The sequence below is a fragment of the Streptococcus sp. Marseille-P7376 genome, from assembly GCF_902460385.1.
GTDB classification, from domain to species: domain Bacteria; phylum Bacillota; class Bacilli; order Lactobacillales; family Streptococcaceae; genus Streptococcus; species Streptococcus sinensis.
In genome coordinates this window covers 60,111-84,875 of sequence record NZ_CABPTS010000006.1, presented here as the reverse complement: position 1 = coordinate 84,875, position 24,765 = coordinate 60,111, and the positions used below count along the sequence as shown (strand labels likewise).

The window sequence follows — 24,765 nt, the reverse complement described above, 5'->3', positions numbered from 1 at the left end:
AACAATGATCAACCGTTACTCTCGCCCTGAGATGGCGAACATTTGGAGTGAAGAAAATAAATACCGTGCTTGGCTTGAGGTGGAAATCTTGGCTGACGAGGCGTGGGCTGAGTTGGGGGAAATCCCTAAAGAAGATGTGGCTTTAATTCGCGAGAAGGCGGACTTTGACATCGACCGTATTTTGGAGATTGAGCAGGAGACGCGCCACGATGTGGTGGCTTTCACGCGTGCGGTTTCTGAGACGCTTGGCGAGGAGCGCAAGTGGGTGCACTACGGTCTAACCTCGACCGACGTGGTGGATACGGCCTACGGTTACCTCTACAAGCAGGCCAATGACATCATCCGTCGTGACCTTGAAAACTTCACCAACATCATCGCTGACAAGGCTAAGGAGCACAAGTTCACCATCATGATGGGTCGTACCCATGGGGTGCATGCGGAGCCTACGACTTTTGGCCTTAAGCTGGCGACTTGGTACAGCGAGATGAAGCGCAACATCGAGCGTTTTGAGCATGCGGCTGCTGGCGTGGAAGCTGGGAAAATCTCTGGCGCGGTTGGGAACTTTGCTAACATCCCACCATTTGTAGAGCAATATGTCTGCGACAAGATGGGTATCCGTGCCCAAGAAATCTCTACACAGGTGCTTCCTCGTGACCTTCATGCTGAGTACTTTGCAGTGCTTGCGAGCATCGCGACATCCATCGAACGCATGGCGACGGAGATCCGTGGTTTGCAAAAGTCTGAGCAACGCGAAGTAGAGGAATTCTTTGCTAAGGGGCAAAAGGGTTCATCTGCTATGCCTCACAAACGCAACCCTATTGGCTCTGAAAACATGACAGGTCTTGCGCGTGTTATCCGTGGTCACATGATTACAGCCTATGAGAACGTAGCCCTCTGGCACGAACGCGACATTTCCCACTCATCAGCTGAGCGGATTATCACACCAGATACGACCATCTTGATTGACTACATGCTCAATCGTTTTGGAAATATCGTTAAGAACTTGACGGTTTTCCCAGAAAACATGATTCGCAACATGAACTCAACCTTCGGGCTTATCTTTAGCCAACGTGCGATGTTGACCTTGATTGAAAAAGGCATGACGCGTGAGCAAGCTTACGACCTTGTTCAACCGAAAACAGCCTACTCTTGGGACAATCAAGTAGATTTCAAACCACTTCTCGAAGCAGATCCAGAAGTAACCTCACGTCTGACTCAAGAGGAAATCGATGAAATCTTCAATCCAACTTATTACACCAAGCGTGTGGATGAAATCTTCAAGCGTGTGGGGCTGGATTAAACAAGAAAATAGGCATTTCGTAAGAAGCGCCTATTTTCTTTATCTTAAATTTGACTGGCCAGCTGTCCGATTTTCTTGAGCATTTCTTGGCGTTGTTGGTCTGTTTTGCGTTCTACTCCGTTGAGCTCTGTCAGTTTGATTGGAGAAATACCACAAAGTTTCAGGACTTGATTTTTAAGTACTTTGCCGTAGTCTTGGACAAAAGGCAGGGCAAAACCTGGAGTATTGTGGCTGGTGATAATCCAGCCGGACTTTCCTTGCAAGTGGCCTTGGAGACCGACTTTCTGATAAGAGTAGGCAAAGTCAGCCGCAAAGACGCGGTCGATAAAGCCTTTGAGAATGGCCGGCATACCGCTCCACCAGATAGGGAAAATGAAAATTAGATGGTCTGCCCAAGTAATCAAATCGCGGTATTTTGCCATTTCAGGGTCTTTGTGCAGGTCACGGCGTCTATGTTCTTGGTCAAAGCGCAAGATTGGGTCAAAATTTTCAGCATACAAGTCCAAGGTTTTCACCTCGTGCTTCTTAGAAAGGTTGCTTTGAACTTCTTTGAGAATAGCAGCATTGAAGCCAGTTGGGCTGGGGTAGGTGTAAATAATCAAGGTTTTCATAATCGTTCTCCTTTGATATAAATGTCAAGCATGTGCTCGATAGTGCTTTGGATGGCTTGAGGATCAAGGTCTTGGCCGATAGGACTGTTGGTCAGAACGGCCAGACCTGTGATAAAGCTCCAAAAGTGAAAAAGGCTTTCTGCTTCGCTATTGCTAAAATTTTCCTCCTTGCGAAGCTTTAAAACAAGCTCCTTAAATTTATCAAATCCAGGCAGATCACACTCCAAAAGAATAGTGTCCTGTTCCACTTTCATATATTTAAAAGGAAATTTAATAAAAAGGGCTTCAAAAAAATGAGGGTAGGTCTTGGCAAAAATGATGAAATTTAGACCAAGCTGGGTCAGCTGATCACGCGCAGAACCTGTCGCATCAATATTTTCATTGATTTCCTGATTGAGAAACAGCGAAAGCTGAGTCAAAACGACTTTAAGATAGCCTTCTTTGCTCTTAAAATGTCGATAAGGGCTGCCATGGGTCACACCGCAGGCCTTGGCAACAGTTCTGAGCGAAAGCTGTTCAATTCCGTGTTTTCTAATTTCTTCAATCCCCGTTTGAATGAGATCTTCTTTCAGCTGGGCAGTATTGCGTTTCATGTATCTCCTCCAAAAGTATACACTGTCTACTTATCTATTTTTAGTATACACTGTCTACTTTTTCTTGTCAACGAATTTACAGCTTTATTCTGGGCTAAACCATGGCGGAATTTGCTTTCAATCCGATAAAATGATAAAATAATATCAAAATGATAGCGCTTTCTTTTTAGGGCGGGCTGCTCAATTTGAAAGAAGCGACGAGAAACGGAGGACTCCTATGAAGAAAATTATCAACGACCCAACAGCGGTTGTGGACGAGATGCTGGACGGCTTGGCCTATATTCACAGCGATTTGGTTTATCGGGTGGAGGGCTTTGATATCATTGCCCGCAAGAGTGAGAAGATAGGCAAGGTTGGCCTGATCTCTGGCGGTGGCAGTGGTCACGAGCCTTCCCATGCGGGCTTTGTCGGAGAGGGTATGCTGTCGGCTGCTATTTGCGGAGCGGTTTTTACTTCACCAACACCTGATCAGGTCTTACAGGCTATCAAGGAAGTAGATGAGGGAGCTGGGGTCTTCATGGTGATCAAGAATTACTCCGGTGACATCATGAACTTTGAAATGGCTCAGGAAATGGCTGAGATGGAAGGGATTGAGGTGGCTAGTGTCGTCGTGGATGACGATATTGCAGTGGAAGACAGCCTCTATACTCAAGGACGTCGCGGAGTGGCTGGTACGATCCTTGTCCATAAGATTCTAGGTGATGCAGCGCGCGCTGGCAAATCTCTGTCTGAAATCAAGGCTTTGGCTGATGAGCTGGTCAAACATATTCACACAGTTGGCTTGGCTCTGAGCGGAGCAACCGTACCGGAAGTTGGCAAACCTGGTTTTGTTTTGGCTGATAATGAGATAGAGTTCGGCATTGGCATCCATGGTGAGCCAGGCTATCGCAAGGAAAAGATGCAGCCGTCTAAGGACTTAGCCAAAGAATTAGTCGAAAAGCTCAGTCAGTCCTTTGAACTCAAATCTGGTAAGAAGATTGGGCTCCTTATCAATGGTATGGGGGCAACACCGCTCATGGAGCAGTATGTCTTTGCGGCAGATGTAGCAAATCTTCTGGCAGAAGCTGGAGTCGAAGTTGTCTATAAAAAGCTGGGTAATTACATGACCTCCATTGATATGGCTGGGATTTCTCTGACTTTTATCCAGTTGGATCAGCCAGACTGGCTGGAGGCTCTCAACAGTCCAGTCACGACAGCCGCTTGGTAAGGAGGTGCTTATGGACGCAGCAAGAGCAAAAAAATGGATGCAGTTGTTCAACGAGAAGATTCAGGAACAAAAAGCCTACCTGTCTGATCTTGATACGCCCATCGGTGATGGCGATCATGGGGGCAATATGGCCAGAGGAATGGCAGCCGCGGTAGAGAGTCTAGCTTCTAAGGACTTTGCCAGTGCAGCCGAGGTTTTTCAGGCTGTTTCCATGCAGCTGATTAGCAAGGTGGGCGGTGCTTCTGGACCTCTCTATGGCTCGGCCTTTATGGGCATGGCCAAGGCTGAAAAAGATGGCAAAGACTTGTCAGAAGTCATCCAAGCTGGGCTGGACATGATTCAGAAGCGGGGCAAGGCTGTGCCGGGTGAGAAGACCATGGTGGATGTCTGGTCGGGGATTCCTATTTCGTTGCAATCAGGAGATTTGACGCATGAAAAGATTCATTCCCTAGTGGAAGCGACCAAAGATCTGAAAGCGACCAAGGGGCGGGCTTCCTATGTAGGGGAGCGTTCTATTGGCCATATCGATCCCGGTTCGGCGTCATCAGGTCTCCTCTTTGAGGCTCTTCTAGAAACGGAGGCAGACTGATGGCAGATACAGGCATTCTTATCGTTTCCCACTCCAAAAATTTAGCTCAAGGCTTGTTCGACCTCATTTCACAGGTGGCAGCAGATGTGGCTATCAGCTATGTGGGCGGATTGGACGACGGCAGCATTGGGACTAGCTTTGAAGGGATTCAGGCGGCTTTAGATGCTAATGACAAGGACACTATTTTAGCCTTTTTCGATCTGGGTTCGGCTCGGATGAATCTGGAAATGGTCGCTGACTTTTCTGACAAGGAAATCATCATCAACAATGTTCCCATAGTAGAAGGTGCCTATACGGCTGCTGCTCTTCTTCAGGCTGGGGCGGATTTGGAAGCAGTTCTAGAGCAAGTTGGGGAGTTGGAAATCAAGAAGTAGTACAGTAGCCTTTGAAGCTGAATTGTCGCTCAATCGGCAGAAATAGAAAATGGAATTATAAAAAAGACTTAAAATCAACGTTTTCTAAACGTAATTTTGAGTCTTTTTGTTTTATTTCTCTTTCGCATAGAGTCTATCAGTCTATATTTTGTTCTAAAAAAGATGCAATCAAACTTGTATACGCCGACAAAGGACATAGTTAAGAATTTTTAGCCTTATTAGTTGATATTTTTATATAAAAAAACTCTAATATTGTTCTAACAATCATGAGTAAAGTTTGGATTTTGTTTGATTGTCAAATAAAAAACAAGAAAAAATGCTATTTACGGTTAAAATTGTTTTGTTTCAGCTACAAAATGTAAGAAAAAGATATTTTATGAGTCAAATATCTTGCAAATTGGTCTAGATAGGTTTATAATGGGGTTGAGCTGGTAACAGGGAAGCAAAAAACGACAGCCATAAATCAGCCATCGTTTTATTTTCAGTGATCGCGATTGCTAGAAATGAACTTAATCTTGAAGAAATCCCCGCGCTTGTAAGTTTCGCTATATTCGAGAATTTGGCCGGTATTTTCCAGTTTGGTCGTTTTGGTTTGATGAACGGTTGGGAAATTCGGGTCAATATCCAGCACTTTAGCAACATCTTTTGGTGTTGGGAAGGTAATTTCGTTGATTTCTTCAAAATATTCATCATTCATGTGGATATGATAGTCTGTTTTGAAGCGATTGTAGATTGAGCTGTAGTAGTCCAGATCTGGATAATTTGGGTTGATATACTGCTCAGGGATATAGGTTTGGTGGTAGATATAAGTTTTCCCTTCCGTGTTTCGGATACGGTCAATCTTATAGTAAAACTGCGTTGGAGCTAATTCCAACTTCTCTAGAATCTTTAAGTTGTTTCCACGTTTGATGGACAGAACCGTTACCTTATCCTTTTGGATAGGGAAGGTTTCGACGTCAGAGAATTCCACGAGTTTGTGTTTTCTTGCACGTGAAACAAAAGTTCCTTTTCCTTGCTGACGAATGATGTAGCCATCATTGGCCAGCTCGTTCAAAGCACGGACAACAGTGATAGAGCTGACATTGAACAGTTGGATCAATTCGGCTTCGGTGTAGAATTTATCACCGTTTTCGAACTTGCCAGAAATAATCTGCTGTTTCAATTCATCCTTGATTTGTTGATATTTAGGAATAGCCATGGCGATTACCTCTCTTTTTATTTATTCCTCTTTATTATCATTTTAACATATTTTTCAAAAAAATGTTGACATTTATGAAAAAATTTATTATATTAATAATACAATAAATGAAAGCAGTTACAAACAAGAGAGGAAAGGCGATGGTGAGATTTGAAATAGGTTCTTCTTTCTACTTGGATGGTCAAGAGTTTAAGATTTTGTCGGGAGCGATTCACTACTTTCGGATTCAGCCGGAAGACTGGTATCACTCACTCTACAATCTGAAAGCTCTAGGCTTCAATACAGTTGAGACCTATGTTCCTTGGAATATGCACGAGCCTCAAAAAGGAGATTTTGATTTTCAGGGGATTTTAGATATTGAGAAGTTTCTTCAGACGGCTCAGGATTTAGGTTTATATGCCATCGTTCGCCCTTCGCCCTTTATCTGTGCGGAATGGGAATTTGGCGGAATGCCAGCCTGGCTCTTGAATGAGGATATGAGAATCCGCTCTTCTGATGCTAGCTATCTCCAAGCTGTTGCGGATTACTATGATGAGTTGCTTCCGCGGTTGGTTCCAAGGCTCTTGGACAAGGGCGGCAACATCCTGATGATGCAAGTGGAAAATGAGTATGGCTCTTACGGTGAAGATAAAGACTATCTGAGAGCGATTCGGCAATTGATGCTGGATCGAGGCGTTGATTGTCCGCTCTTTACATCAGATGGCCCTTGGAGGGCGACTCTGAAAGCCGGTACTCTGATCGATGAGGATTTATTTGTCACAGGTAATTTTGGCTCTAAGGCAGCTTACAATTTCTCTCAAATGCAAGAATTCTTTGATGAGCATGGCAAAAAATGGCCACTCATGTGCATGGAATTTTGGGACGGTTGGTTCAATCGTTGGAAAGAACCGGTCATTAAAAGAGAGCCAGAAGAGCTAGCTGAAGCAGTCCATGAGGTTTTGAAGCAAGGCTCTATTAATCTCTATATGTTTCACGGAGGCACAAACTTTGGCTTCATGAATGGATGCTCAGCGAGAGGTGTGACGGATTTGCCACAGGTGACCTCGTATGACTACGACGCCCTGCTCAATGAACAGGGGAATCCGACGCCGAAATATTTTGCAGTGCAAAAAATGATGGAGACCTACTATCCTGAATACCCACAAATGAAACCGCTCACAAAAGAATCCTTTGAACTGAGAGATATTGCTCTCAGTGAGAAAGTAAGCTTGTTTGAAACACTTCCTGATTTGGCTCAGCCAGTTGAGAGTCTCTATCCTATCAAAATGGAGGATTTGGGTCAAAGCTATGGCTACTTGCTTTACCATACAGAGGCGAGCTGGGATGCTGATGAGGAAAAGATTCGGGTGATTGACGGACGAGATCGGATGCAGCTGTTTGTAGATGGGGAGCTTGTCACAACGCAGTATCAAGCCGAGATTGGTCAAGATATCTTTGTCACTGGTAAAAAGAAGGCAACCCACCAGATTGATATTCTGATTGAGAATATGGGTCGGGTCAATTACGGGCACAAGTTCTTGGCGGATACACAGCGAAAAGGAATTCGCACTGGTGTCTGCAAGGATTTGCATTTCTTGCTTGATTGGCAACAGTATCCACTTCCTTTGGAAAATACAGAAAACATCGATTTTTCAAAAGGATGGCAGCCCAAGCAGCCAGCTTTCTACGCTTTTGACTTTGAAATGAAAGCGCTTAAAGACACATATTTAGATTTGTCCGGTTTTGGAAAGGGCGTTGCCTTTGTAAATGGTGTCAATATCGGTCGTTTCTGGAATGTCGGTCCAACCTTATCGCTTTATATTCCGCATAGCCTTCTGAAAGAAGGAAGTAACCGCATTATCATTTTTGAAACGGAAGGGGAATATAAAGAATGCATTCAATTAGTTAAACAACCTACATTTAAAACAATAAAGGGGGAAAATTTATGACAATAGTAGGTGCACGTATCGATGGACGTTTGATCCACGGACAGGTAGCCAATCTCTGGACTACCAAACTCAACATTTCGCGCATTATGGTGATTGATGATGAGGTAGCTGAAAATGCTATCGAAAAGAGCGGACTCAAGCTGGCAACACCGCCAGGAGTGAAGCTCAGCATTTTGCCAGTCGCTAAAGCAGCAGAAAACATTCTGGCTGGTAAATATGATTCACAGCGACTTTTGATTGTAGCGCGTAAACCAGACCGTTTCCTACGTTTGGTAGAGGCAGGGGTTCAGCTTGAAACGCTCAATGTCGGAAATATGTCTCAGTCAGATGAAACTCGCTCAATCACTCGCTCAATCAACGTGGTTGATGCGGATGTGGAAGCTTTCCACAAGCTGCATGAAAAGGGAGTCAAACTGACAGCTCAGATGGTTCCAAATGATCCGGTTGCGGATTTTATGAATTTGTTAAAATAAGGAAAAATTTTTAGGAGGTCATTGTCATGATACAATGGTGGCAAATCTTATTACTCACTCTGTACTCAGCTTATCAAATCTGTGATGAGTTGACGATCGTTTCTTCAGCAGGTTCACCTGTATTTGCTGGATTTATCACAGGTCTCATTATGGGAGATATGGGTACAGGTCTTTTCATCGGTGCTTCTCTTCAATTGGTAGTACTCGGTGTTGGTACCTTCGGTGGTGCATCTCGTATTGACGCCACTTCTGGTGCGGTTCTTGCGACTGCCTTCTCAGTAGCTCAAGGGATCAAACCTGAAATCGCGATTTCAACAATCGCTGTTCCAGTAGCTGCTCTCTTGACTTACTTTGATATTCTTGGTCGTATGACTACAACTTACTTCGCTCACCGTGTAGATGCTGCGATTGAACGCTTTGACTACAGAGGTATCGAACGTAACTATCTTCTTGGTGCTCTTCCTTGGATGGCATCTCGGGCCCTCCCAGTCTTCTTCGCACTTGCTTTTGGTGGAGCTTTTGTAGAAGCTGTTGTTACAGGTATCTCTAATGTACAATGGTTGGCAAATGGTCTAAAACTTGCAGGTCAAATGCTTCCAGGTCTCGGATTTGCAATCTTGCTCCACTACCTTCCGGTTAAACGCAACCTTCACTACTTGGCACTTGGATTTGGTTTGACGGCTATGTTGACAGTGCTTTATAGCAATGTTCAAAGCCTTGGTGCTGCAGTGTCTAGCATTGTTGGTTCTGAAGTGTTCTCTAAACTTCCAGAAGAACAAATGATTACTTTTGTTAACAACTTCAAGGGTGTGTCTATGATCGGTATCGCCATCATCGGTATCTTCCTTGCAGTACAACACTTCAAAAACAGCCAACGTACAGTCGTAGCTGCTCCAGTAACTGAATCAGAAAGCGGGGAAATTGAAGATGACGAATTCTAATTACAAATTAACAAAAGAAGATTTTAAACAAATTAACAAACGTAGCTTGTTTACTTTCCAATTAGGTTGGAACTATGAACGGATGCAGGCTTCTGGTTACCTTTACATGATTTTGCCACAATTGCGCAAAATGTATGGAGACGGTACACCTGAACTAAAAGAAATGATGAAATTGCATACGCAATTCTTCAATACTTCACCATTCTTCCACACCATCATCACTGGTTTTGACCTTGCTTTGGAAGAAAAAGATGGTGTGAAATCAAAAGATGCGGTCAATGGTATCAAGACAGGTCTCATGGGACCATTCGCTCCTCTTGGAGACTCAATCTTTGGATCATTGGTACCAGCTATTATGGGTTCAATTGCGGCAACTTTGGCTGTTGCAGGAAACCCAGCCGGTATCTTCTTGTGGATCGCTGTGGCAGTTGCTTATGACATTTTCCGTTGGAAACAATTGGAATTTGCCTACAAAGAAGGGGTTAACCTCATCAACAACATGCAAAGTACTTTGACAGCCTTGATTGATGCTGCATCTGTACTTGGTGTCTTCATGGTTGGTGCCTTGATTGCCAGCATGATTGGTGTTGAAGTTTCTTGGGCTCCACACATTGGGGACAAAGCGATCGAAATTCAAGATATGCTCAACCTCATCTTCCCACGTTTGGTACCAGCAATCATCACAGGTGCAATCTACTGGTTGCTTGGACGTAAGGGTATGAACTCTACAAAAGCTATCTTGCTCATCATTGTTGCTGCAGTTGCATTCTCAGCATTCGGTCACTTCTTCTTTGGGATGGCATAATGGTGTAAATTATGAGCAAACAATTAGTTTTGATTAGTCATGGTCGCTTTTGTGAAGAACTGAAAACAACCACTGAGATGATTATGGGACCTCAAGCGGATATTCATGCCGTTGCCTTGTTACCAGAGGAGGGTCCGGATGATTTCACAGCTAAGTTCTTAGACACAGTCAAGGATTTTGAAGATTACCTTGTGTTTGCAGATCTTTTGGGAGGAACACCATGTAATGTAGTCAGTCGCCTTATTTTAGAAGGTAAGGACATTGACTTATATGCAGGCATGAATCTGCCGATGGTGATTGAGTTTCTCAATGCTTCTTTGACAGGAGCCGATGTTGACTATCCGAAAAAAGCAGTTGAACATATCGTTAAGGTTAATGATATTTTAGCAGGCTTGTCAGATGATGAAGATGAGTAGGACTGTTTTGTAACGGAAAAAGAAATGAAGGGGGGTGGGGAATTTTCCCATTCCCTCTTTCAAATAGAAGCAACTAATATATTTATGTTTAGTTTTGAAAGGAGTACCATGCTAGATTATTCAAAAGAGAAACTGGTTGAATTGGGTGCTGAAATCACGACGCGTGAAATCTACCAACAGCCAGATGTTTGGCAGACAGCTTTTAATCATTACAAGGATCAAGCTGACCAAGTCGCTGCTTTTCTGAAAGGTATCGAAGAAGAGCATGATTATATAAAAGTTATCTTTACAGGTGCGGGAACTTCGGCTTATGTGGGCGATACGCTGTTGCCGTATTTCAGAAAGCTTTATGATGAGCGCAAATGGAATTTTAATTCGGTTGCGACGACAGATATCGTGGCTGATCCAGAGGTTCATCTGCACAAGGAGATACCAATAGTTCTCGTGTCTTTTGCTCGTAGTGGCAATTCGCCAGAAAGTGTTGCGACAGTGGACTTGGCCAAGCAGTTGGTTGAAGAGCTCTATCAGGTGACCATTACCTGTGCTGCAGAGGGGAAACTGGCTCAGCAGGCGCACGGTGATCAACGGAATCTCCTCTTACTGCAGCCAGCTCCATCAAATGACGCAGGCTTTGCCATGACTTCTAGCTTCACTTCTATGATGTTGACAGCTCTCTTGGTTTTTGACCCGGCAGATTTGGCTCAAAAAGAAGCAAGAGTAGCCGAGTTGATTGCCTTGAGTCAAAAGGTTTTGGCAGATGTGGCTGATGTTCAGGCTTTGACAGAATTAGACTTTAACCGTGTCATCTACCTTGGATCAGGGCCATTCTTTGGTCTGGCGCACGAAGCTCAGCTGAAAATTTTGGAGTTAACCGCTGGGAAGGTTGCGACCATGTATGAAAGCCCAGTCGGCTTCCGTCATGGACCAAAATCTCTGATTAACGAAGATACGCTCGTGCTGGTCTTTGGCTCAAGTGACGAATACACTAAACGTTATGATTTAGATTTGGTGCGTGAAGTGGCAGGAGATCAGATTGCTCGCAAGGTTGTCTTCTTTACAGAGCGCAGAGAAGACTTGGAAAATGTTGAGCAAGTAGTTCTTGAAAGTGACATCTTGGAAGATAGCTATCGAGCCTTCCCTTACATTGTGTATGCTCAGCTATTCTCTCTCTTGACTTCTTTGAAAGTAAAAAATCGACCAGATACACCGTCTCCGACAGGTACAGTCAATCGGGTTGTTCAGGGAGTCATCATCCACCCTTTTCACCAATAGGAATCACAAAGGAATCAGAATATGGAAAAGTTAAACATTAGTCATGGAAAAGTCAGTCACTTAAAAAGACTTTCAGATGAAAACGGCATTATTTCAGCCTTGGCCTTTGACCAACGGGGAGCCTTGAAACGTTTGATGGCTCAATATCAAGAGGGTGAACCAAGTGTGGCTCAAATGGAAGAGTTGAAAGTTTTGGTGGCAGAAGAGTTGACTCCTCATGCTTCCTCCATGCTGCTTGATCCGGAATATGGCCTCCCAGCAACCAAAGTACTAGATAAAAATGCAGGCTTGTTGCTGGCTTATGAAAAAACAGGCTACGATACATCCAGTACCAAACGTCTGCCAGACTGCTTAAATCTTTGGTCCGCTAAACGAATCAAAGAGCAAGGAGCGGATGCGGTTAAGTTTTTACTTTACTATGATGTGGACAGCAGTGATGAGCTCAATCAGGAAAAGCAGGCCTATATTGAACGAATCGGTTCAGAATGTATTGCGGAAGACATCCCATTCTTCCTTGAAATTTTGGCCTATGATGAGACAAATGCGGACACTGGAAGTGTGGAATACGCTAAAGTCAAACCACGCAAGGTCATTGAAGCCATGAAGGTTTTCTCTCATCCACGGTTTAATATTGATGTCCTGAAAGTGGAAGTTCCTGTCAATGTCAAATATGTGGAAGGTTTTGGCGATGGTGAGGTTGTTTATACAAAAGCCCAAGCTGCAGCCTTTTTCAAAGAGCAGGATGAAGCTACCCATCTTCCTTATATTTACCTCAGTGCAGGTGTGTCTGCTAAGCTTTTCCAGGAAACACTGGTCTTTGCGCACGAGTCAGGCGCTCGCTTTAACGGTGTGCTCTGCGGACGCGCGACCTGGGCCGGCAGTGTGCAAGCTTATATCGAGAGTGGCACAGATGCTGCTCGGGAATGGCTGCGCACCACGGGATTTGAAAATATTGATGAACTCAATAAAGTCTTAAAAGAAACAGCGGTATCTTGGGTAGATAAGGTTAATCTCCCTTTTGAAGACCGACAATGGCTGGTTCGTGATTTTTAAGATGCAACAGAGGGAGATTATATGAAATCTTATCAAGAATCTATTTTTGGGACTTTTAAAGGGCAGGATGTCTTAGCCTATACCTTTGAAAATTCTCTGGGCTATTGCTTCAAGGTCATGAATTATGGCGCAACGATTTTAGAATATCGGACGCCGGATAAAAATGGTGATTTTGCCAATATCATTCTAGGTTTTGAGCGATTTGATGATTATGTTGGCAATAGTCCTAAGCACGGTGCCAGCGTGGGACCAGTTGCAGGGCGGATTGCCAAGGCTACTTTTGAGCTGAATGGTCAGTCCTATCAGCTGGAAGTCAATAATGGTCAGAATTGCAACCACAGTGGTTCTACTGGCTGGGATAGTGTGATTTTCCAAACGGAGGGAGTCACAAACGACGGAGTCACATTTTATACAGAGCGGACAGATGGGACAGGTGGCTTCTCAGGAAATTTGAAAATCTGGATTTCTTATTCCTTGACAGAAAAAGGGGAGCTGGAGATTTCCTATCAAGTTCAGACAGACCAAGATAGTCTGGTCAATCCGACCAACCACAGCTATTTCAATCTGTCAGGTGATTTCAGTCAGCCGATTGATCAGCATGTCCTCCAGCTGCATACCAAAGGGGTTTATCCGATTACTCCTGACGGTGTGCCAGCAAAAGAGGCGGATGCGAATCGTGGCTTTGTCAAAGGCTTGCAAAAAGGTCTGGAGCTAAAAGAAATTTTTGCTGACCAAGACGAGCAAATTCAGGTTGTGTCAGGGCTAGATCACCCCTTTGCTCTAGATAAAGAGCAGGAAGAGGCAGGATGTCTTTATGATGCGGCATCAGGTCGTTATCTGACTTTCCGCACAGATGCTCCTTGCGTCGTGACTTATTCGGCTAATTTTGTCGATGAATCAGTCATCTTAAATGGACGGCCAATGATTCAGCACAATGGTCTGGCATTGGAGGCACAAGCCTTGCCTGATGCGATTCATAGTGACTTGAAGGATCAGGTCATTCTCAAGGCAGGCCACATTTTCACCAGCACCACAGTTTACTTCGCAGGAGTGAAATAAACAGCAAACGTGCTTCATTTGAAGTGTATCCCAATGGTTATCCTAGCCCAAAGATACAATAAAACGGCAGATTCCCCCTTCTGCCGTTTTTATCAATTAAAAATTTTGAGAGAAGTATTTTTCTTTAAGCAAATTTTAAGATAAGCGCGTTATACTAATATCATCAAATGAGGACCTCCTAACTTTGTTTGATAGAAATCCTAAAACTTTTTCATAATAATCTCCCAAAAAGACCACCCAATCGGGCGGTCTTTTTTTGTGTTCAGACGCGGGTCAGATTTGCTTCTTCTGCTCTATTTTCTGCTATAATAGTTCTATGAGTAGAATTTTAGATAATGAATTGATGGGTGATGAGGAATTAGTGGAACGCACTCTTCGCCCTCAGTATTTACAAGAATATATCGGCCAAGACAAGGTCAAGAATCAGCTGAAGATTTTTATTGAAGCAGCTAAGCTGAGGGATGAGGCATTAGACCACACCCTGCTTTTTGGTCCTCCGGGTCTAGGGAAGACGACAATGGCCTTTGTCATTGCCAATGAACTAGGTGTTAATCTCAAACAGACTTCAGGTCCGGTTATTGAAAAGGCTGGTGATTTAGTAGCGATTCTCAATGACTTGGAGCCAGGTGATGTTCTTTTTATAGATGAGATTCATCGCTTGCCAATGGCGGTAGAGGAAGTACTTTACAGTGCCATGGAAGATTTTTACATTGACATTATGATTGGCTCAGGCGAGACCAGCCGTAGCGTCCATCTGGATTTGCCGCCTTTCACTCTGATTGGGGCGACCACTCGGGCAGGTATGCTGTCCAATCCTCTGAGGGCCCGCTTTGGCATTACTGGTCACATGGAGTATTATGAAGCCGGCGACCTGACTGAAATCGTTGAGCGGACGGCAGAGATTTTTGAGATGGATATTACCCACGAGGCTGCTAAGGAACTGGCCTTGCGCAGCCGAGGGACACCGCGGATTGCCAACCGTCTGCTCAAGCGGGTGCGGGACTATGCGCAGATTATGGGGAATGGTCTGATTGATGATAAGATAACCGACCAGGCCCTCACCATGCTGGACGTGGATCAGGAAGGGTTAGACTACGTAGACCAGAAGATTTTAAAGACTATGATTGAGGTCTACGATGGCGGTCCAGTGGGGCTGGGTACTCTCTCGGTCAATATTGCTGAAGAGCGCGAAACGGTGGAGGACATGTATGAGCCTTACCTGATTCAGAAAGGCTTTGTCATGCGGACACGGACTGGGCGCGTGGCTACTCGTAAAGCCTATGAGCATCTAGGATATGAGTATATGAAGGAATGATGACAGACGAGGAAATTTTAGAGAGACTTAGTCAGGATCAGAACATCCGAAGGATTTTGGAAATTATTCGCAATTTACAGCTTCAGGATTCTTGGTTAGCGGCTGGATGTGTGAGGAATTTTATCTGGAATATGCTGTCAGAGCGACCAGGTTTTGACTCAGACACGGATGTAGATATAATTTTCTTTGATCCGACTATTTCTTATGAAAAAACCTTGCAGTTGGAAATGGAGCTAAGGGAAGCTTTTCCCGATTATCGTTGGGAATTGAAAAATCAAGTCTATATGCACATCCATAGTCCCAATACCCAGCCTTATAGCTGCTCAAAAGATGCTATGACTCAGTACCCTGAGCGCTGTACGGCTATTGGCCTGCGCTTGATGGCAAATGATAAACTAGAACTTTTTGCTCCCTATGGTTTGGAGGATATTCGAGCATTTCAGGTGCGACCAACACCGCATTTTTTGGCGGATGAGGAGCGAAAGAAGCTCTATACTCAAAGACTCAGCAAGAAAAATTGGCAGGATAAATGGCCACAATTAAGCTTTGAATTTCCTTCTGAGGAAAAGAAATCCGCGATTTAAATAAGGTACCTCTTTTTAATGTTAGTATTTTACCGCCCAATGTGGTGGTTTTTCATTTCTCGGTACCGCTGTTACAGAATAATCGAGAAAGAACCGCAGTTTTCTTTTTATTTTGATATAATAGACTTATGAAGAAAATTGTATTTGTTTGTTTGGGAAATATCTGCCGCAGTCCGATGGCAGAGTTTGTAATGAAAAGTTTGTCCGATAGTCTGCAGATTGAAAGTCGAGCGACGTCTAATTGGGAGCATGGCAATCCCATTCATCAAGGAACCCAAGCAATTTTTAAGAAATATGCTATTTCTTATGATAAAGAAAAAACTTCTCAGCAGATTTCAGCTCAGGATTTTGCAGAATTTGATTATATTGTCGGCATGGATGAGTCCAACATTCGCGATTTGCGGCGGATGGCGCCGGTGGATTTTCAGGATAAAATCTACAAGTTTGCTGATCGTGGTGTACCGGATCCTTGGTATACGGGCGATTTCGATGAAACTTATGAACTGATTTTGGCTGGTTGCCACAGTTGGCTAGAGCGATTAAATGGGTGAAAAATGGATAAAATAAAAGAATTTTACGATAAATACAAGGTCTATCTGACCCGTCAAAATCTAGAAATAGCTGCTGTGACCATCATTGTGCTGTCAGCTATTCTGGTTTTTACATCAAATATTCCTAGCAAAGGTGTCCTAACGCTGGATCAGGGAAATATCAAATACGAGGGCAGTCTTGTCCACGGGAAAATGAACGGCCAAGGCACTCTTACTTTTAAAAACGGGGACAGCTATACAGGGAACTTTAAAAACGGTATTTTCAGTGGCAAGGGTACCTTTACCTCACAGTCCGGTTGGAAATATGAAGGTGAATTTGTCAATGGACAAGCCGATGGCAAAGGCAAACTAACGACAGAAGGCAATGTTATCTACGAAGGGACATTCAAGCAAGGGATTTATCAAAATGCGCATTAGATGGTTTTCGCTGGTCAGGATTACTGGACTGGTCTTAGTTTTACTCTATCATTACTTTCAGGGTGTCTTCCCTGGAGGTTTTATTGGAGTGGATATCTTTTTCACTTTTTCAGGATTTTTGATTACCTCGCTGTTGATTGATGAGTTTGCGCGGAACCAGACGATTGACATTTTGGCCTTTCTGAAACGGCGCTTTTATCGCATCGTTCCTCCCCTAGGGTTTATGATTTTGGTCATCATGCCCTTTACTTTGTTGATTCGTCGAGATTTTATAGCAGGTATTGGTACTCAGGTTGCGGCTGCTCTTGGCTTTGTGACCAATTTTTATGAAATGCTGTCGGGCGGAAGTTATGAAAGTCAGTTTGTACCGCATTTGCTGATTCACACTTGGAGTTTGGCGCTAGAAGTGCACTACTATGTTTTATGGGGCTTGGCTGCCTGGGGACTTAGCAAGCTCAGCAAATCAGTCGCTCAGTATCGAGGGATGATTTCTCTCGCTTCAGCAGCTCTCTTTCTGCTCAGCTTCTTTTCTATGTTTATTGGAGCTTTCGTTAGCAAAAACTACTCTAATATTTATTTTTCAAGTCTGACTCATGTTTTTCCTTTCTTTGCAGGGACAGCACTTGCGACTTTTTCTGGAGTCGGAAATGTTGCCGTTCAGATGAAGAAACTGGAAAAAATTGTCAACCTCAAGCAAGTAGTAGCTGCTCTGGGCGGAAGTTTTACCATTCTTATCTTACTCAGTTTCATTTTGAAATTTGACAGCTTGTGGACCTATTTATTTGGTTTTATGGCTTCGACGCTTCTGGCCTGCGTCATGATAGCAGCAACCCGCATGTTGCACGACAAATTGCCAGATGTGAAGGAGCCCGAATTTGTCAACTTTATCGCAGATACCAGTTATGGCGTCTATCTCTTCCACTGGCCTTTTTACATCATCTTTACTCAGCTGATGAGCAATGGCTGGGCTGTACTGTTGACAACAATTTTGAGTTTCAGCTTTGCAGCTCTCTCTTTCTATATTTTGGAGCCTACTCTGGCAGGACGACAGCCTAAGATCATGGGAACCGAGATGGATTTATCATCTATTACTAAGCCGGTCTTCTACAGTTTCATTCCGCTGACACTTATTCTGTTTTCTATCACCGTGACAGCGCCATCTGTCGGAGCCTTTGAGGAAAGCCTGATTGTCAATGCTTTAAATCAGGCAGATACGAAAATGCAGGCGACTCGCAGTCATGTGGATCAAACAACAGCCACAGATTATAATGTAGCTGCAGGCACAACCATGATTGGGGATTCGGTTGCCCTTCGCTCAAGTGAATGGCTGCAACAAGTGATTCCGAATGTTCAATTAGATGCTATCGTCAGCCGAAATTTTAATTCGGGATTTGAAGTGTATCAAAACGATATTTCTAATCATCTTCTTTTAAAAAATGTTGTATTAGCTTTGGGGACTAATACAGTTGACAATTATGAAGAAATGCTAAACCAGTATATTGAGAACCTGCCAAAAGGTCATACTCTGATTCTGGTAACTCCTTATGACGGACGAACGGCCGGAGACTCCAATAGCATTCTGGTTAAAACGCGCCAGTACGAATTAGAGCTTGCCCAGAAGTATGATTTTGTTCATGTGGCAGACTGGTATCAAGTAGCTATAGATAATCCGCAGATTTGGGCTGGTACAGACTATGTTCATTATGGTTCAGATACAGAATCAATGAAAGAAGGCGGACTTCTCTATGCCAATACGATTAAACAAGCGTTGGATCAAGCCGAGGCCGGAAACGTTAAACCATAAAGGTAGCTCGGATTAACCGAGCTATCTATAGTCACTATATGAAAGCGCTTTCTGACATTTTAAGAAGTATGTGAAATAATAAAAATACAGAAAATATATTCACAAGCGATAAGCGGAAGCCGTGAATTTAGAGGGGGTGATAATTTGCTTCACAAAGTTTCCAATAAAGTATGTGAAATTTTGTTGAAAGTGTTTACAAAGATAGGCAAATAAGGTATAATGTTATTGTGAAAATTTTAACAAAGGCTGAAGATTCTTCAAGCCTTCTAAGAAACCATTGGAGGACTATGATGGCGGATAAAAAAATTGTAACACCTGAGGAAAAGAAATTGGCTGCTGAAAAGCATGTTGATGAACTTGTTCAAAAAGGTCTGGTAGCTCTTGAAGAAATGAGAAAATTGAACCAAGAGCAAGTGGATTATATTGTAGCAAAAGCTTCAGTTGCTGCTTTGGATGCTCACGGAATCCTTGCTCAACATGCTGTTGAAGAAACTGGACGTGGTGTATTTGAAGACAAGGCGACAAAAAACCTTTTTGCCTGCGAACACGTTGTCAACAATATGCGTGGAGTTAAAACTGTTGGTGTCATTGAAGATGATCCGATTACTGGCTTGACTAAAATTGCAGAGCCTGTCGGAGTAGTCTGCGGGATCACTCCAACGACCAACCCAACTGCAACAGCAATTTTCAAATCATTGATTGCTTTGAAGACACGTAATCCAATCGTCTTTGCTTTCCACCCATCTGCACAAGAATCTTCAGCTCACGCAGCGCAAATCGTACGCGACGCAGCGATTGCAGCAGGAGCTCCTGAAAACTGTGTGCAATGGATTACACAACCATCTATGGAAGCGACAGGTGCGCTTATGAACCACGATGGTATTGCTACGATCCTTGCGACCGGTGGGAATGCCATGGTTAAGGCCGCTTACTCATGCGGAAAACCAGCTCTTGGGGTTGGTGCCGGAAACGTGCCTGCCTATGTAGAAAAATCTGCAGACCTTCGTCAAGCAGCACATGACATTGTTATGTCTAAATCATTTGACAATGGGATGGTCTGTGCATCTGAACAAGCTGTTATCATTGACAAGGAAGTTTATGACGAATTTGTAGAAGAATTCAAGTCATACCACACTTATTTTGTAAACAAAAAAGAAAAAGCCCTTCTTGAAGAATTCTGCTTTGGCGCTAAAGCAAACAGCAAAAACTGTGCTGGTGCTAAACTAAATGCGAATATTGTAGGGAAACCAGCTGCATGGATTGCAGAACAAGCAGGCTTCAAAGTACCAGAAGGTACAAATATCCTGGCTGCAGAATGTGCGGAAGTAGGTCCAAATGAGCCATTGACTCGCGAAAAACTTTCACCAGTTATTGCTGTCTTGAAAGCTGAAGATACAGAAGACGGTCTTACAAAAGCTCGTCAAATGGTTGAATTTAACGGACTTGGTCACTCAGCTGCTATCCATACAAAAGATGAGGCTCTTGCTAAGCGCTTTGGTACTGAAATCAAAGCTATGCGGATTATCTGGAACTCTCCATCTACTTTCGGTGGTATTGGGGATGTATATAATGCCTTCATTCCATCCTTGACACTTGGATGTGGTTCATACGGACGTAACTCAGTTGGTGATAACGTTAGCGCTATTAACCTCTTAAACATCAAGAAAGTAGGGAAACGTAGAAATAATATGCAATGGTTTAAAGTTCCTTCAAAAATTTACTTCGAGCGCAACTCTATCCAATACCTTCAAACATGTGAAGATATTGAACGCGTTATGATTGTTACCGATAAGTCCATCGAAAAACTTGGTTTTGTTCAACGTGTAATTGACCAGTTGAATCTCCGTAAGAATAAAGTGACAATCCAAGTCTTCTCAGATGTAGAGCCAGATCCAGATATCACAACTATCCGTCGTGGTACAGAAGAAATGCGTGCCTTTGAACCAGATACAATCATCGCACTCGGTGGTGGTTCTCCAATGGACGCTGCTAAGGGTATGTGGATGTTCTACGAACAGCCAGAAGTTGACTTCAGCGACCTTGTTCAAAAATTCATGGATATCCGTAAACGTGCCTTCAAATTCCCATCACTTGGTAAGAAAGCGAAATACATTGGTATCCCAACAACATCTGGTACAGGTTCAGAAGTGACTCCATTTGCCGTTATCTCTGATAAAGCAAACAACCGCAAATACCCACTTGCTGACTATGCTTTGACGCCAACCATTGCGATTGTTGACCCAGCTTTGGTAGAATCTGTTCCAGCATTTATCGCAGCAGATACAGGTATGGATGTTCTAACTCACGTTACAGAAGCCTATACTTCAAACTTTGCCAATGACTATACAGATGGTATTGCTCTTCAAACCATCAAGTTAGTCTTCAAATACTTGGAAAAATCTGTAAAAACGGCTGACCCAGAAGCCCGTGAAAAGATGCACAATGCTTCTACAATGGCTGGTATGGCCTTTGCAAATGCCTTCCTTGGAATGAGTCACTCAATGGCGCATAAGATTGGTGCTGTTCATCACACCATTCACGGACGTACAAATGCTATTTTACTTCCTTATGTTATCCGTTACAATGGAACTCGTCCATCTAAAACTACAACATGGCCTAAGTACAATTACTGGAAAGCTGATGAAAAATTCCAAGATATTGCTCGTATGCTAGGTCTTCCTTGCTCAACACCAGAAGAAGCGGTTGAAGCGTATGCTAAAGCTGTTTATGACCTTGGTGTAGCGGTTGGTATCAAGATGAACTTTAAAGATCAAGGTATTGATGAAAAAACTTGGAAAGATAGCTTACATGATATTGCCGTTCTTGCTTATGAAGATCAATGTTCACCAGCAAATCCACGCTTGCCAATGGTAGCTGATATGGAAGAAATCATGGCTGACGCTTACTATGGCTATGCAGAACGTCCAGGACGTCGCAAATAATATAGTTATCAACCACAAGGTAGGAGAAATCCTACCTTTTTTGGCGTGATTGGAGGAATTATGATATAATAAGAAAATAAAAGTTTGGTAATTAAATTATTTAGTTTTCAAACAATAATGAGGATTCTGGTTGATGAATAATGTTGGTAAAAGAATAGAGGAGTTACGCAAAAAGAAAGGTTTGAGCCGTCCGGCCTTTTGTGATGATGAGTCTGGTTTGTCTGTCCGCCAGTTGGCACGTATCGAAAAAGGAGAGTTTCATCCCACTCTGAAAACTCTGGAGCATATCGCAGAAAAATTGGAGATTCCAGCCTATATCCTCATGCCTGACTATCAAGAGTTGCCAGATCGTTATAAGGAAATCAAGTACTTTCTGCTTCATCACCCTGACTATGGGGATAAGGAACTGCAAGAACAAAAAGATGCGTATTTTGATGAAATCTTTGAGGACTTTTATGACAATCTTCCAAGAGATGAGCAGATAATGATTGATTGCTTGCAGGCGATTGAGCAGGTGCGGGCAGGCCAAAATTCATTATATGGACAAGGTGTGTTGGAGAATAGTTCTGACAATCTAGTCGACATAGAACCGTTTCATACTAGTACATTATTGAAATTAAGACTTTATTTTCTCTGTGCATTAATGGATGGATTGAATTCAGGATTTATAAAAGAAACTACGCAAGAAGAAATTGTTCTTCTATTTAAAAAGCTATGTCATCAAATAGAAGAAACTGAATTAGAAGATTTATATTTATTGCGGGATGCTCTGTTTGCAGCACTGTGCTGTTTGGAGCTTGTTGGAGAGTTCTCCTATTTCAAGATGGCAGTAGATAAGTTAAATTATATTATGAATAGAACCCGAGATTTCCAAAAGAAACCATTAATTTTAATGGTTGAGTGGAAATATTATATTCAGTGTGATTTTAATGAGGCAAATCGTAAGTATCAAGAGGCGAAAATGGTTGCTCAAATATTTGGAAATGAGGAATTGATAACGAGTCTCGATAGAGAATGGCAGGAAGATATAAAAAAATATATTCGATAGTTTGTGAATAGTGACATCAATGTCTTGAAAAATAAAACTTTTGGCATTTTTATTAATAATTGCCGAAAGTTTTTTGTTTTGTTCGGATTTTGCTATCTATTTATTAAAAAAATAGTGACATTTCTGTCATTGGTGATTTTTTGTTGTGCTGATATAATTATTTTGTAAGTAAGACATCAGAAAGGAAAAGCAAATGTTTAAATTTTTTAGTTTGCTAAGCTTTATCAGTTGGTGGAAGTAAATACAAAAAATTACTGTGTGGTAATACTCGAACGATTCAATAATGTACCAAATTTTTACAGAGCTGGCGTACGAGATGTATTGGTCATTCGACAGTTATATGATACTCTAATACAAGTGGAGATACGGATCAATGGCTACTTGTTAGACTTGATTACGGTTAAAAGAAATACTCTTAGAGTTTATACTTTGAAAAATATCTCTCCCACTGCAAGAATTACAGTATCAGATATTACAGAGGGACTTGATATGACTCTGAAATACAATCGTACATTTAGGGATTATGATTTTTTTGAAAAATTAAAATAGATTTGAAAAGGGAGAAGAGGCATGCGGCAGATAATTTATACTCCAGTGTATCAAAAACTGTCATTCAAATGTAAGCATCCGTGTTTTACATTTATCGTTAAATGATAGTAATTCACATAACATAAAGAATTTGGAGAACAAAACGCATGAAACATCAGTTAGCTAATCATTGGATTTTGGAAGACAGTGACTTCATAACGAAACAATCTTATCCAAAGCCATGGTTAAAAAGAACAAAATAGATTAAAGGAGACACAAATGGCAAAACAAATTAAAAAAGTATCAAAACGTAATACCATTAACCTCGGTATTATCAGTTATACCTATACCCGTGGCCGTCATTCAATTTAAGTAAGTAGCATACAATTGAAGGTCTTAGTTTTATTAATAAGTGAATCAGGAGATGACAATGACACTATTTAAAGCAATATTTAAATCTGTTTTTAGCAGAAGGGATGTTAAGATATTTTTAATTTTTATACTTCTTCCTTTATTAGTTCCACTTTTAACAGAATTTATGGACGGGACGAGCACAGGTTTGGCAGGGAATTTTTCAGAGTTTCTTGCTACAACCATTAGCACTCAATATCGTTTGATATTGCCTAACTTATTATTCTCACTCGTTATATCCTCTGTTTTTAAAGATGAAATTGATTCGGGGATTCTATTTCTATACAAAGACATCAATCGCTCACAGATTTTTAAAGCGAAGTTAGGCAGTTTATTAGTTGTATATGTTTTATTTCTACTAGGAACGGTTATGACAAGTGTGCTATCTTACTACGGTATATTATTCTCACAAGGAGCTGTTCCTGCTAACTTTATTTCTGAAAAAATTCCAGATGTTTTTTCGACAATTTTTTCATTGTTATCTACTATTAGTTTGAATCTGATTACACTACTATTAGTAGTAATGATTTCGATGACTTCAAAAACGGTTCAAACAGTTTTAACGGGAGTGTTCTTTTCGCTAGCTGCCTCAGTTGCTCCTGTGTTGATTGGGATTAATTATTTGTTTCCAAACGGCTATGCAGACTTGTCCCAAGAGAATTTTCCACTAGCTTGCTTAGTTGCGGTAGGAATATCAGTTCTTTATATACTCTTCTTTTACATCAAAGGAAAACAGAAATTTAAACATATAGAATTTTAGGAAACATGATGAAATATAATCTTCTATCTTTAATGACACCAATCAGTTTAATTGGTATAGCATTTCTAGTCTATTCATTAGGAACTTCTATCGTATTTATAAGTTTTAGCCAACAGCTACAGTTGTCTTATCTTATTGCCCTCATTTGTTTTATGCCAATTGGCTTTATGCTTATTCCTCATACTTTCTCATTGAAATATGGTCTCTACTCAAAGGAAACAGATGTAGTTTTTCACTGGCAGTCCTATCTATGTCTTGCCTTGCTTATCTTTCTTGTTAATCATTATTTTTTAAAAAGCGATGAGTATTTTCATCAAATGGTGATTTCCATGTGCGAGGAGTTTCTATTTCGATTTGTCATCTATAAAGTGTTGAGAAACAATTATTCCCGCCTTTGGTCAATCATTATTGCGTCATTGTTATTCGGTATTTTACTTCATCTAAACTATCCTATGATAGACAATCTACTCATCAGAACCCCATTGGGTATTCTATTTTCAATTTTGGCGACAAAATTTGGTTTGGAGTACGCTATCGGTGGACATTGGATTTACAATCTTTATCAATCAATTATTTAATCTAAGGA

The 24,765-nt window shown here is 42.1% G+C and carries 24 protein-coding genes; 21 read left to right on the top strand and 3 right to left on the bottom strand.

Translation table 11 applies throughout. The features are described from left to right. Positions 1-4: 4 nt before the first annotated feature. Complete coding sequence (purB, locus tag FZ952_RS05000) at positions 5-1,300, top strand: adenylosuccinate lyase (RefSeq protein WP_148880828.1); 1,296 nt, start codon at positions 5-7, stop codon at positions 1,298-1,300. 44 nt (positions 1,301-1,344) lie between these two features. Here the strand turns inward: purB and FZ952_RS04995 are convergent, their stop codons facing one another. Both FZ952_RS04995 and FZ952_RS04990 read right to left on the bottom strand, forming a co-directional pair. After that, positions 1,345-1,911 (bottom strand): NAD(P)H-dependent oxidoreductase, encoded by a 567-nt coding sequence (locus FZ952_RS04995; protein ID WP_148880827.1) that lies wholly within the window; start codon positions 1,909-1,911, stop codon positions 1,345-1,347. Beyond that, on the bottom strand, positions 1,908-2,504 hold the full coding sequence (locus FZ952_RS04990) for a TetR/AcrR family transcriptional regulator (RefSeq protein ID WP_148880826.1): 597 nt from the start codon (positions 2,502-2,504) through the stop codon (positions 1,908-1,910). Before FZ952_RS04990 ends, FZ952_RS04995 begins: the two co-directional genes overlap by 4 nt. Before the next feature lie 217 nt (positions 2,505-2,721). Here FZ952_RS04990 and dhaK point away from each other — a divergent pair, with 217 nt between their 5' ends. From dhaK to dhaM, 3 genes are read left to right on the top strand one after another with little or no spacing between them, the layout of a single operon-like run. Further along, the gene (dhaK, locus tag FZ952_RS04985) at positions 2,722-3,711 is read left to right on the top strand and encodes a dihydroxyacetone kinase subunit DhaK (protein ID WP_148880825.1); all 990 of its coding nucleotides are present in this window, start codon (positions 2,722-2,724) and stop codon (positions 3,709-3,711) included. 10 nt (positions 3,712-3,721) lie between these two features. After that, positions 3,722-4,300 (top strand): dihydroxyacetone kinase subunit DhaL, encoded by a 579-nt coding sequence (gene dhaL / locus FZ952_RS04980; protein WP_148880824.1) that lies wholly within the window; start codon positions 3,722-3,724, stop codon positions 4,298-4,300. Further along, on the top strand, positions 4,300-4,674 hold the full coding sequence (gene dhaM, locus FZ952_RS04975) for a dihydroxyacetone kinase phosphoryl donor subunit DhaM (protein WP_148880823.1): 375 nt from the start codon (positions 4,300-4,302) through the stop codon (positions 4,672-4,674). Before dhaL ends, dhaM begins: the two co-directional genes overlap by 1 nt. A gap of 481 nt (positions 4,675-5,155) precedes the next feature. On the opposite strand, the gene FZ952_RS04970 is transcribed toward dhaM, so the two are convergent. After that, positions 5,156-5,872 (bottom strand): GntR family transcriptional regulator, encoded by a 717-nt coding sequence (locus FZ952_RS04970; protein WP_062201761.1) that lies wholly within the window; start codon positions 5,870-5,872, stop codon positions 5,156-5,158. 140 nt (positions 5,873-6,012) lie between these two features. Here FZ952_RS04970 and FZ952_RS04965 point away from each other — a divergent pair, with 140 nt between their 5' ends. From FZ952_RS04965 to FZ952_RS04885, 17 genes are all read left to right on the top strand, one after another. Continuing rightward, entirely contained in the window at positions 6,013-7,800 is a 1,788-nt protein-coding gene (locus FZ952_RS04965) for a glycoside hydrolase family 35 protein (RefSeq protein WP_148880822.1), read from the top strand. Beyond that, on the top strand, positions 7,797-8,273 hold the full coding sequence (locus FZ952_RS04960; RefSeq protein ID WP_037616533.1) for a PTS system mannose/fructose/N-acetylgalactosamine-transporter subunit IIB: 477 nt from the start codon (positions 7,797-7,799) through the stop codon (positions 8,271-8,273). The genes FZ952_RS04965 and FZ952_RS04960 overlap by 4 nt, the downstream gene beginning before the upstream one ends. 26 nt (positions 8,274-8,299) lie before the next feature. Further along, positions 8,300-9,214, top strand: a complete 915-nt coding sequence (locus FZ952_RS04955; protein ID WP_062201755.1) for a PTS mannose/fructose/sorbose/N-acetylgalactosamine transporter subunit IIC — start codon at positions 8,300-8,302, stop codon at positions 9,212-9,214. Beyond that, positions 9,201-10,019: a PTS system mannose/fructose/sorbose family transporter subunit IID gene (locus FZ952_RS04950; protein ID WP_148880821.1), complete on the top strand. Its 819-nt coding sequence runs from the start codon at positions 9,201-9,203 to the stop codon at positions 10,017-10,019. Before FZ952_RS04955 ends, FZ952_RS04950 begins: the two co-directional genes overlap by 14 nt. A gap of 11 nt (positions 10,020-10,030) precedes the next feature. Next, on the top strand, positions 10,031-10,435 hold the full coding sequence (locus FZ952_RS04945; protein WP_062201752.1) for a PTS sugar transporter subunit IIA: 405 nt from the start codon (positions 10,031-10,033) through the stop codon (positions 10,433-10,435). A gap of 108 nt (positions 10,436-10,543) precedes the next feature. After that, positions 10,544-11,707: an SIS domain-containing protein gene (locus tag FZ952_RS04940; RefSeq protein ID WP_148880820.1), complete on the top strand. Its 1,164-nt coding sequence runs from the start codon at positions 10,544-10,546 to the stop codon at positions 11,705-11,707. Between the two features lie 21 nt (positions 11,708-11,728). After that, the gene (gene lacD, locus FZ952_RS04935; protein ID WP_148880819.1) at positions 11,729-12,760 is read left to right on the top strand and encodes a tagatose-bisphosphate aldolase; all 1,032 of its coding nucleotides are present in this window, start codon (positions 11,729-11,731) and stop codon (positions 12,758-12,760) included. Between the two features lie 21 nt (positions 12,761-12,781). Continuing rightward, positions 12,782-13,819: an aldose epimerase family protein gene (locus FZ952_RS04930; protein ID WP_148880818.1), complete on the top strand. Its 1,038-nt coding sequence runs from the start codon at positions 12,782-12,784 to the stop codon at positions 13,817-13,819. A 316-nt stretch (positions 13,820-14,135) separates the two neighbouring features. Then, the gene (gene ruvB, locus FZ952_RS04925; RefSeq protein WP_148880817.1) at positions 14,136-15,134 is read left to right on the top strand and encodes a Holliday junction branch migration DNA helicase RuvB; all 999 of its coding nucleotides are present in this window, start codon (positions 14,136-14,138) and stop codon (positions 15,132-15,134) included. Continuing rightward, positions 15,131-15,718 carry a nucleotidyltransferase family protein gene (locus FZ952_RS04920; protein ID WP_148880816.1) on the top strand — a complete coding sequence of 196 codons (588 nt, stop codon included), beginning with the start codon at positions 15,131-15,133 and terminating at the stop codon, positions 15,716-15,718. The genes ruvB and FZ952_RS04920 overlap by 4 nt, the downstream gene beginning before the upstream one ends. Positions 15,719-15,846: 128 nt before the next feature. Further along, on the top strand, positions 15,847-16,269 hold the full coding sequence (locus tag FZ952_RS04915) for a low molecular weight protein-tyrosine-phosphatase (RefSeq protein ID WP_148880815.1): 423 nt from the start codon (positions 15,847-15,849) through the stop codon (positions 16,267-16,269). A gap of 3 nt (positions 16,270-16,272) precedes the next feature. Further along, entirely contained in the window at positions 16,273-16,686 is a 414-nt protein-coding gene (locus FZ952_RS04910; protein WP_148880814.1) for an MORN repeat-containing protein, read from the top strand. Then, positions 16,676-18,490 carry an acyltransferase family protein gene (locus FZ952_RS04905; protein ID WP_148880813.1) on the top strand — a complete coding sequence of 605 codons (1,815 nt, stop codon included), beginning with the start codon at positions 16,676-16,678 and terminating at the stop codon, positions 18,488-18,490. The genes FZ952_RS04910 and FZ952_RS04905 overlap by 11 nt, the downstream gene beginning before the upstream one ends. 290 nt (positions 18,491-18,780) lie before the next feature. Next, on the top strand, positions 18,781-21,432 hold the full coding sequence (gene adhE, locus FZ952_RS04900) for a bifunctional acetaldehyde-CoA/alcohol dehydrogenase (protein ID WP_148880812.1): 2,652 nt from the start codon (positions 18,781-18,783) through the stop codon (positions 21,430-21,432). Positions 21,433-21,565: 133 nt separating this feature from the next. Next, positions 21,566-22,480: a helix-turn-helix domain-containing protein gene (locus FZ952_RS04895; protein WP_148880811.1), complete on the top strand. Its 915-nt coding sequence runs from the start codon at positions 21,566-21,568 to the stop codon at positions 22,478-22,480. Between the two features lie 958 nt (positions 22,481-23,438). Next, positions 23,439-24,179 (top strand): amino acid transporter, encoded by a 741-nt coding sequence (locus tag FZ952_RS04890; RefSeq protein ID WP_148880810.1) that lies wholly within the window; start codon positions 23,439-23,441, stop codon positions 24,177-24,179. Between the two features lie 5 nt (positions 24,180-24,184). Further along, on the top strand, positions 24,185-24,757 hold the full coding sequence (locus FZ952_RS04885) for a CPBP family intramembrane glutamic endopeptidase (protein WP_037616489.1): 573 nt from the start codon (positions 24,185-24,187) through the stop codon (positions 24,755-24,757). The last annotated feature ends 8 nt before the right edge of the window (positions 24,758-24,765 follow it).